General features: G+C 60.2%; 9 protein-coding genes. 6 read left to right on the top strand and 3 right to left on the bottom strand.

Annotated features, from left to right (window positions below; all coding sequences use genetic code 11):
- Window positions 1-42: 42 nt before the first annotated feature.
- Genes ftsX through ftsY form a run of 3 tightly spaced genes read right to left on the bottom strand, consistent with a single transcriptional unit; the run spans window position 43 to window position 2,608 of the window.
- Window positions 43-942, bottom strand: coding sequence for a permease-like cell division protein FtsX (gene ftsX / locus AW06_RS06970; protein WP_034947673.1), 900 nt, complete (start codon window positions 940-942; stop codon window positions 43-45).
- On the bottom strand, window positions 939-1,625 hold the full coding sequence (gene ftsE, locus AW06_RS06975) for a cell division ATP-binding protein FtsE (protein WP_034947676.1): 687 nt from the start codon (window positions 1,623-1,625) through the stop codon (window positions 939-941). The genes ftsX and ftsE overlap by 4 nt, the downstream gene beginning before the upstream one ends.
- Window positions 1,622-2,608 (bottom strand): signal recognition particle-docking protein FtsY, encoded by a 987-nt coding sequence (ftsY, locus tag AW06_RS06980; protein WP_034947679.1) that lies wholly within the window; start codon window positions 2,606-2,608, stop codon window positions 1,622-1,624. The genes ftsE and ftsY overlap by 4 nt, the downstream gene beginning before the upstream one ends.
- 103 nt (window positions 2,609-2,711) lie before the next feature.
- On the opposite strand from ftsY, the gene AW06_RS06985 reads away from it, so the two are divergent.
- The 6 genes from AW06_RS06985 to tyrS are packed head-to-tail and all read left to right on the top strand — an operon-like array spanning window position 2,712 to window position 7,948.
- Window positions 2,712-4,073, top strand: a complete 1,362-nt coding sequence (locus AW06_RS06985; RefSeq protein ID WP_034947773.1) for a pitrilysin family protein — start codon at window positions 2,712-2,714, stop codon at window positions 4,071-4,073.
- Window positions 4,074-4,095: 22 nt separating this feature from the next.
- On the top strand, window positions 4,096-5,391 hold the full coding sequence (locus tag AW06_RS06990; protein WP_034947682.1) for a pitrilysin family protein: 1,296 nt from the start codon (window positions 4,096-4,098) through the stop codon (window positions 5,389-5,391).
- A gap of 4 nt (window positions 5,392-5,395) precedes the next feature.
- Window positions 5,396-5,950, top strand: a complete 555-nt coding sequence (gene rsmD, locus AW06_RS06995; RefSeq protein WP_034947685.1) for a 16S rRNA (guanine(966)-N(2))-methyltransferase RsmD — start codon at window positions 5,396-5,398, stop codon at window positions 5,948-5,950.
- On the top strand, window positions 5,937-6,440 hold the full coding sequence (gene coaD / locus AW06_RS07000; RefSeq protein ID WP_034947688.1) for a pantetheine-phosphate adenylyltransferase: 504 nt from the start codon (window positions 5,937-5,939) through the stop codon (window positions 6,438-6,440). The genes rsmD and coaD overlap by 14 nt, the downstream gene beginning before the upstream one ends.
- 13 nt (window positions 6,441-6,453) lie before the next feature.
- Window positions 6,454-6,714, top strand: coding sequence for a YfhL family 4Fe-4S dicluster ferredoxin (locus AW06_RS07005; RefSeq protein ID WP_034947692.1), 261 nt, complete (start codon window positions 6,454-6,456; stop codon window positions 6,712-6,714).
- A gap of 34 nt (window positions 6,715-6,748) precedes the next feature.
- Window positions 6,749-7,948 carry a tyrosine--tRNA ligase gene (gene tyrS, locus AW06_RS07010; RefSeq protein ID WP_034947695.1) on the top strand — a complete coding sequence of 400 codons (1,200 nt, stop codon included), beginning with the start codon at window positions 6,749-6,751 and terminating at the stop codon, window positions 7,946-7,948.
- Window positions 7,949-8,294 lie beyond the last annotated feature (346 nt).

The following is an 8,294-nucleotide window of genomic DNA, read 5'->3' on the forward strand; positions in this document are numbered from 1 at the left end:
CGGGGGGTACCGCACTTGCTAGGGGCGTTGCCTCCACCGGTCTCAAGCGATGCGGTGCAGATGAATCAGCGCCGAGATCTTGGCCCCCAGCCAGCCGAGCGCAGCGCCGATCGCGGCTAGGGCGACGACATCGCCGGCCGACAGGCCTTGCAGGGCGAAGCTGGCGCCATAGAGCCGCGTCAGTTCGGCCACCGGTGGCGACAGCAGGCGTAGACCGGCGCTCACCAGCAGGGCGGCGCAGAGTCCGCCGAGAGCGCCCTGCAGCATGCCGAAATAGTGGAGCGGGCGCTGGATGTAGGTATCGGTGGCCCCGATCAGTTTGGCCACCTCGATCTCCGCAGCCTGAGCGAGGATTTGCAGGCGAATGGTGTTGAAAGTGATGGTCACCAAGGCGCCAGCAAACAGCGCGCCAAGCATCATGACGACCCGCTCGCCGAGGCGGAGCAGCGCATCGAAACGCTTGACCCAGGCCGAGTCGAGCTGGACATGCGCAACTTTTGGCCAGGAGGCAAAGGTTCTGGCCAAGTCTTCGAGGGCCTCCGGTCGGGTGTCTCCCGGGGTGACGACAAAAGCGTCAGGCAGCGGATTCCGTGGCAGACTGGCGATGATCTCGGTCATCCCTTCAGCCGCCTGCAGGCGCTTCAAAGCCTCCTCGCGCGGCACGAAACGCCAGCCTCCGGATCGGTTTTCCTGCAGGCGCGACTCGATGTCGCTGATCTCGCGTTTGCCGGCGTCGAGGGCCAGGAAAATGCTGATCTGTTGTACGTTGGGGGTGTCGCCGGTGAGCTTGCGGAGGTTGTCGAGGGTCAGCCAGCCAGCGGTCGGCAGGGTCAGCGCGACGCCGATCACCAGCAGCGACAGCAGCGAATTGAGCGGTGCCGCGCTCAGCCGTCGCAAGGCATCGCGCAGCGCCGCCAGGTGCTGGGCGAGCCAGGATCTCACGGCGTGACACCGCAGCTGGCTGGTTCGCGCTCTTCGCTCATCGCGCCTTGGGCGAGGCGGAGAACGCGCGGTTGCAGGTGGGGCAGCAGCAAGGGGTCATGAGTGGCAATGAGCACGGTCACGCCAACCTGCTGGAAGGAACGGAAGATTTCGAGAATCTCGCTTGCCGACGCCGCGTCGAGGTTGGCGGTCGGCTCGTCAGCGAGAATGATTGCTGGCCGATTGACGACGGCGCGGGCAATCGCCAGACGTTGTTGCTCGCCGCCAGAGAGCGCAATCGGGAAAGTCTTCTCGCGATTCGGCAGACCCACCTTGGCCAGCGCTGCCTGGGCCCGGCGCAACGCTTCCTTGGCCGGGTGGCCGACGATCGCCAGGGGCAGCAGCACATTGTCGAGGACGTTGCGATCGAACAGGAGTTTACGATCCTGAAAGATCAGTCCGAGTTTGCGGCGCAGGTAAGGAACGGCGTTCTTGCGCAGCGTAGCGAGATTCTGGCCGTTGATCACGATACTGCCCGAGGTCGGGCGCTCGATCGCCGCCAGCAATTTGAACAGCGTCGATTTCCCGGCGCCGGAGTGTCCGGTTAGGAAGACCATTTCTCCTGCGGTGATCCCGAAACTCACGTTGCGCAGGGCTTCTCGGCCTTCCGGATAGCGTTTGGTGACGTTGCTGGCGGTAATCACTCGAATAGCGCGTCTACGAAATCGCGGGCAGTGAAGGGCCGGAGATCGTCAATGCCTTCGCCGACACCGATAAAGCGAACTGGTTTCGGGCACTGGCGGGCGATGGCGGCGACGACGCCGCCTTTCGCCGAACCGTCGAGCTTGGTCAGGATCAGACCGGTGACCTGGATCGCCTTGTCGAAGGCCATGACCTGCTGCAGCGTGTTCTGGCCGAAGGTTGCGTCGAGGACTAGCAGCGTCTCGTGCGGTCCGGACGGGTCGGCCTTCCGGATGACGCGCCGGACCTTGGCGATTTCCTCCATCAGGTGCAATTGTGTCGGCAGGCGGCCAGCCGTATCCGCCAGGACGATGTCGATGCCGCGCGCCCTGGCGGCGGCGATGGCGTCAAAGATCACCGCCGCCGGGTCGCCGGACTGCTGAGAGATTACCGTCACATGGTTGCGTTCGCCCCAGGTCTGCAACTGCTCGCGCGCGGCGGCGCGGAAGGTGTCGCCGGCTGCCAGCAGGACCGATCGGCCCTGTGCCTGAAAATGCTTGGCCAGCTTGCCGATCGAGGTCGTCTTGCCGGCGCCGTTGACGCCGGCAATCATGATGATGAACGGGCGGTGCGCGGTCAGGTCGAGCGGTTCTTCGAGCGGCCGCAGGAGTTCGTGGAAAATCTCGGACAGCGCGCGCTGAATCTCCTCCGGGGTGTCGAGCCGGTCGCGTTTGGCGCGCATTTTCAGCTGATAGAGCAGATGCTGGGTTGCATCGAGGCCGACGTCGCTGCTCAATAGCAGGCTTTCCAGATCTTCGAGCAATTCATCGTCGACCTTGCCGCGCGAGAACAGTGATTTCAACCTGCCGCTGAATTGCGCGCGCGTGCGCGCGAGACCGGCCTTGAGTCGCTGCCGCCACGGAACCACGGGCGCTGCGCCTTCGATGACGACTGGACTGGTTGGCGCGGACGGCTGGCCAGTGGACTTCTTGAGGAAACCAAACATGGTGCTTTCGTGTCTCAGGGGCGCTCGGGTTCGTTGGCGGTGGTAAGATGCCGGTCAAATTTCCCGACACCTTCCCAAATTCTATCAGAAGCGACTCATGCCCATGCGTCACGCGCGATTGATTCGATGCTTGCTGGTGCTGGCCGCACCCGTCTCGGTGCTGGCCAATCCTTATGAGCAGCAGTTGGCGAACGGCTTGCGGATTATCGTCAAGGAGGATCGGCGAGCTCCCACGGTTGCACATATGGTCTGGTACCGGGCCGGCAGCATGGACGAGACGAATGGCAGCACCGGTGTCGCGCATGTCCTTGAACACATGATGTTCAAGGGTACTCCGAGCGCCGGACCCGGCGAATTCAACCGGCGCGTCGCGGCCGCTGGCGGACGTGACAACGCGTTTACCAGTCGTGACTACACTGCTTATTTCCAGCAGGTACCGAAAGGGAAACTGTCCGAGATGATGCAGCTCGAAGCCGATCGCATGCGTCATCTGAACCTGGACCCCAAGGAGTTTGCGCAGGAAATCCGGGTGGTCATGGAAGAGCGGCGGCTGCGCACCGATGATCAACCACAGGCGCTGCTTTTCGAGCAGCTATCCGCGGTTGCTTTTCAGGCGCACCCGTATCGTGTTCCGATCATCGGCTGGATGAACGATCTTGAGAACATGACCGTCAATGACGCACGGCTTTGGTACGAGCGCTGGTACGCGCCGAACAATGCTTATGTGGTGGTCGTCGGTGACGTCGATCACGAGCATGTTTTCCAGCTTGCCGAACAGCATTACGGGGCTTTGCCGGAACGCCCGCTGCCGGTCAGGAAACCACAGGACGAGCCAGTGCAGGCCGGCATTCGCCGCTTGACCGTGAAAGCGCCGGCAGATTTGCCGGTACTGATCATGGCTTACAAGGTGCCGGTCATCCGCGATGTCGACCAGGACGTCGATCCCTATGCACTCGAGATGCTATCGGCCGTTCTGTCTGGGCACGAAGCGGCCCGCTTCTCCAGACACCTCGTTCGTGAGCAGCGTCTGGCGGTGGACGTGGAGGCTAGCTACGATTCGACGGCGCGCGGGCCGGGCATCTTCTACCTGTCCGGCTCGCCCAGCGACGGCAAAACTCGCGCCGACCTCGAGGCTGGTCTGCGCGCCGAAATTGTCCAGGTGCAACAACAGGGGGTGGCTGCCGATGAACTGACACGCGCCAAGGCGCAGCTGATTGCCGGACAGATCTATAAACTGGATTCGATGTTTGCGCAGGCGATGGAGATCGGGCAACTTGAATCGGTTGGTATTCCCTATCACTTGAACCGGCTCATTCTAGAAAAACGGCAGGCGGTCACTGCCGGGCAAATCCAGGCGGTTGCGAGGAAGTACTTTCGCGACGAGCAACTGACCGTCGCCGAACTAGACCCGCAGCCATTGCCGCAAGCGCCGCGCGCGCGCTCGCCGTTCACACCCCGTCATTGATGATGAATGTGAGAATCCGCTGATGAATCCCTGCAAGCTGCTGATCTGTGTGTGCCTGGTGGTTGCCATTCCGCTGGTGCACGCCGGTCCGAAGATCGAGCGTTGGCAGACGACGTCGGGCACCGGCATTTTATTTGTCGAAAACCATAGCTTGCCGATTCTCGACGTCCAGGTCGACTTTGCTGCCGGTACGGCGCATGAATTCGAGGGTAAGGCGGGCGTGGCTTCGCTGACCCGTGCCCTGGTTGACCTGGGGGTCGCGGGGATGGACGAGATGCAGATTGCCAGCAGGATGGCCGACCTTGGCGCCAGGTTGTCGGGTGGGGTGGAGATGGACCGTGCAACGATTGCCCTGCGAACGCTGTCGATGACCGACAAGCGCGGCCCGGCTCTCGACATGCTGCGCGCGATTCTGAGCACGCCGCAGTTCCCAGCGGCAGTCTTCGATCGCGAGCAGGCACGTTCGATCGCCACACTCAAGGAAGCGTTGACGCGTCCCGAAACGATTGCCAGCAGAGCCTTCTGGGCGGCGATGTATGGCGCGCATCCCTATGGACGGCATGCGACACCGGAATCGGTGGCTGCGCTGGTTCGTGCGGATGTCGTTGCTTTTCATGCCGCAAATTACACGGCGCAGCGAGCCCGTGTGACGATCGTCGGTGACCTGTCACGCGACGAAGCTGAGTCGGTGGCTGAGACACTGACCGCTGCTTTGCCGTCCGGACCGGTTCCTACAGAGATCGCGGTTCCGGCATTGCCGGCAGCTGTCGAGCGGCGGATTGACCATCCGGCAGTGCAGGCGCATCTGTTGGTCGGCCTGCCGGCACTCAAGCGTGGCGACCCGGATTTTTTTCCTCTGGCCGTCGGCAACTATTCACTTGGCGGTGGTGGCTTTGTCTCACGCTTGATGAAGGAGGTTCGCGATAAACGCGGCCTTGCCTACAGCGCGCACAGCTATTTCATGCCGTTGCAACAGTTGGGGCCGTTCCAGATGGGCCTGCAGACCAAGAAGACGCAGGCTGACGACGCGCTGAAGGTGGCCCGTGAGGTGCTTGCCGGCTTCCTCGAGCACGGGCCGACTGAAACGGAGTTGCAGGCCGCAAAGCAGAATCTGATTGGCAGCTTCCCGTTGCGCCTCGACAGCAATCGAAAGCTCCTGGAGAATGTGGCGATGATCGGCTTTTATGGCCTACCGATCGATTATCTCGATCGCTACCCGGAAAATATCGAAAAGGTCACGACTGCCGACATCAAGGCGGCGTTTGCACGGCATCTGCGACCGGAGCATTGGGTAACCGTGGTGGTGGCCGGGGAATGACATTCTGAATTCGCTGCGTATCATTGGCGGTAAGTGGCGGCGAAGAATGCTTCGTTTTCCTGATTCGCCGGGTTTACGGCCGACACCGGATCGTGTGCGCGAGACACTGTTCAACTGGCTCGGTCAGGATCTGACCGGCCTTTCCTGTCTCGATCTGTTTGCCGGTAGCGGTGCCCTGGGCTTCGAAGCTGTCTCGCGCGGCGCCACCAGCGTGGTGATGGTCGACCATTCGCCAAAGGTACTGGCGGCAATGGCGCGTAATGCAGAAATCCTGGGTATGGGCCAGGGTTTGAAGATCGTCCGTTCGGATGCGATGACATTTCTCTCTTCCGTCAACTTGCGTTTCGACGTATTGTTTCTGGATCCGCCGTTTCACGACGGTTGGATCGACCGTCTGGCACCGCTTGTGCCGGGCGTGATGGCGGCTGACGGCATGATCTATGCCGAGGCAGAGAGCTTCCTGGGGGGTATCGGGGATTGGCGCACGGAGCGTCATGGTCGAGCCGGCCAGGTGTTCTATCACTTGATGCGGCGAGGCGAAACGGATGGCATTAAATAAGCGGGTGGCAATCTATGCTGGGACCTTCGATCCGATGACCCGAGGTCACGAGGATCTCGTTCGGCGCGCGGCCTGTCTCTTTGATCGGGTGATCGTGGCGATCGCTCAGAACCAGCCCAAAAGGCCGTTTTTTTCGCTGGCCGAACGGGTCGAAATGGCGCGGGAAATTCTCGCATGCTATCAGAATGCCGAAGTCTGCGGCTTCGATGGCCTGCTGATGGACTTTCTGCATGCCAAGGGAGCGAAGGTGATCATTCGCGGGCTGCGCGCGGTGTCGGACTTTGACTATGAGTTTCAGATGGCGGGAATGAACAGAAACCTCTTTCCCGAAGTCGAAACGGTTTTCCTGACTCCCGGTGAGCAGTACCTGTTCATCTCGGCGACGATGGTTCGCGAAATCGCCGTTCTTGGTGGCGATGTCAGCAAATTTGTCCAGCCCGCGATCAGTGATCGGCTGGCCAAGCGAGTACGAGAAATTTCAACAATCTGAAGGAACCATAAGCATGGCCCTTATTATTACCGACGAATGCATCAACTGCGACGTGTGCGAGCCGGAGTGCCCGAACGAAGCGATTTCCCAGGGGGTGGAGATTTACGAAATCGATCCGGGCAAGTGTACGGAATGCGTCGGACATTACGATACCCCCCAGTGTGTCGAGGTTTGTCCGGTTGATTGCATTCCAAAAGATCCTGCACATCAGGAGAGCGAAGATCAACTCTGGGTCAAGTATGAGAAGCTGACCGGTCGTCCGTGCCGCGGTTGAGCCGAGCACTTCACGTCGGCGAGAAGGGGGCCGCATGCGCGTCATTGAAGAAGAACTCGAGCAGATCAAGCGCGGGGCAGAAGAACTGCTGATTGAAGCCGAACTTCTTGAAAGGCTGAAAACCGGCCGACCGCTCCGGATCAAGGCGGGTTTTGATCCGACAGCGCCGGATCTGCATCTCGGGCATACCGTACTGATCAACAAGCTCAGGCACTGTCAGGACCTTGGTCATCATGTGCTGTTCCTGATTGGCGACTTTACCGGGATGATCGGTGATCCCACCGGCAAGAACGCGACTCGGCCGCCTCTGTCGCGAGAGCAGATCGTCGAAAACGCCAGGACTTACCAGGAGCAGGTATTCAAGATTCTCGATCCCGGCCGGACCGAGATCTGCTTCAATTCCATCTGGTTCGATCCGCTGGGTGCGTCGGGTCTGATTCGCTTGGCGGCTTTGCATACCGTCGCACGGATGCTCGAGCGCGATGATTTCGCCAAGCGCTACCGAAACGGACAGCCGATCGCCATTCACGAGTTGCTGTATCCGCTGTGCCAGGGATATGACTCGGTGGCGATGAAAGCGGACGTGGAACTCGGCGGCACCGACCAGAAATTCAACCTCCTGGTCGGACGAGAGTTGCAGAAGCACTACGGGCAGGCACCGCAGTGCATCCTGACCATGCCGCTGCTCGAAGGACTGGATGGCATCCACAAGATGTCGAAGTCTCTCGGCAACTACGTGGGAATCAACGAGCCGCCTGATGAGATGTTCGGGAAGCTGATGTCAATCTCCGATGAGCTGATGTGGCGCTACTTCGAGCTGCTTTCATTTCGCAGCATCGAGAACATCTCCGGTTTGCAGGACGAGGTCCTGGAAGGACGCAATCCACGTGAAGTCAAGGTTCTGTTGGCCCAGGAAATTGTTGATCGCTTTCATGGCGCCGCGGCCGCCGTGCGGGCGCAGGCCGATTTTGATGCACGTTTCCGTCAGGGCGCCATCCCTGACGATATTCCGGAAGCCAACCTGCTGGCCAGCGACCGGTTCTTGAGCATTGCGCAGGTTCTCAAGCAGGCGGGATTAACGTCTAGCACCTCAGAGGCCTTGCGCATGATCCAGCAGGGTGGAGTCAGGATCGACGGTACCCGGATCGACGACAAGCACCTCATGCTCCCTGCCAAGAGTTCTTTTGTCGTGCAGGTTGGCAAGCGCAAGTTCGCGCGTGTCAGCATTGCCTGAGCGATCGCAAGAATAGCCTGCCGACCGTCCAGTTCGTCCATCTCAAAATAGTTGAACAAGAGGGTTGACGTTGCTGCATGGCCCTGTATAATCCGCGTCTTCGTTGCCGAAGATGCAAAAAAAGCTGATTAAAAACAGCTTGTTATGTATTTTTGGCGGGCTTCGGCGAAATCCTTTCAGGATGGCGCCGGAAGTGGGAGAAGTAGCAAACAGGTTGGTGAAATCAGTTATTGACGTCGCCAGAAACGCCTGTATAATGCGCCCTCTCGCTGCTCAGGCAGACGAGAAATTGCAGCAAGGCAGTAACGGCCAGAGGGTCGTTAGGCAGCTCTTTAAAAATTGGACA

Source organism: Candidatus Accumulibacter cognatus (assembly GCF_000584975.1).
Classification (GTDB): domain Bacteria; phylum Pseudomonadota; class Gammaproteobacteria; order Burkholderiales; family Rhodocyclaceae; genus Accumulibacter; species Accumulibacter cognatus.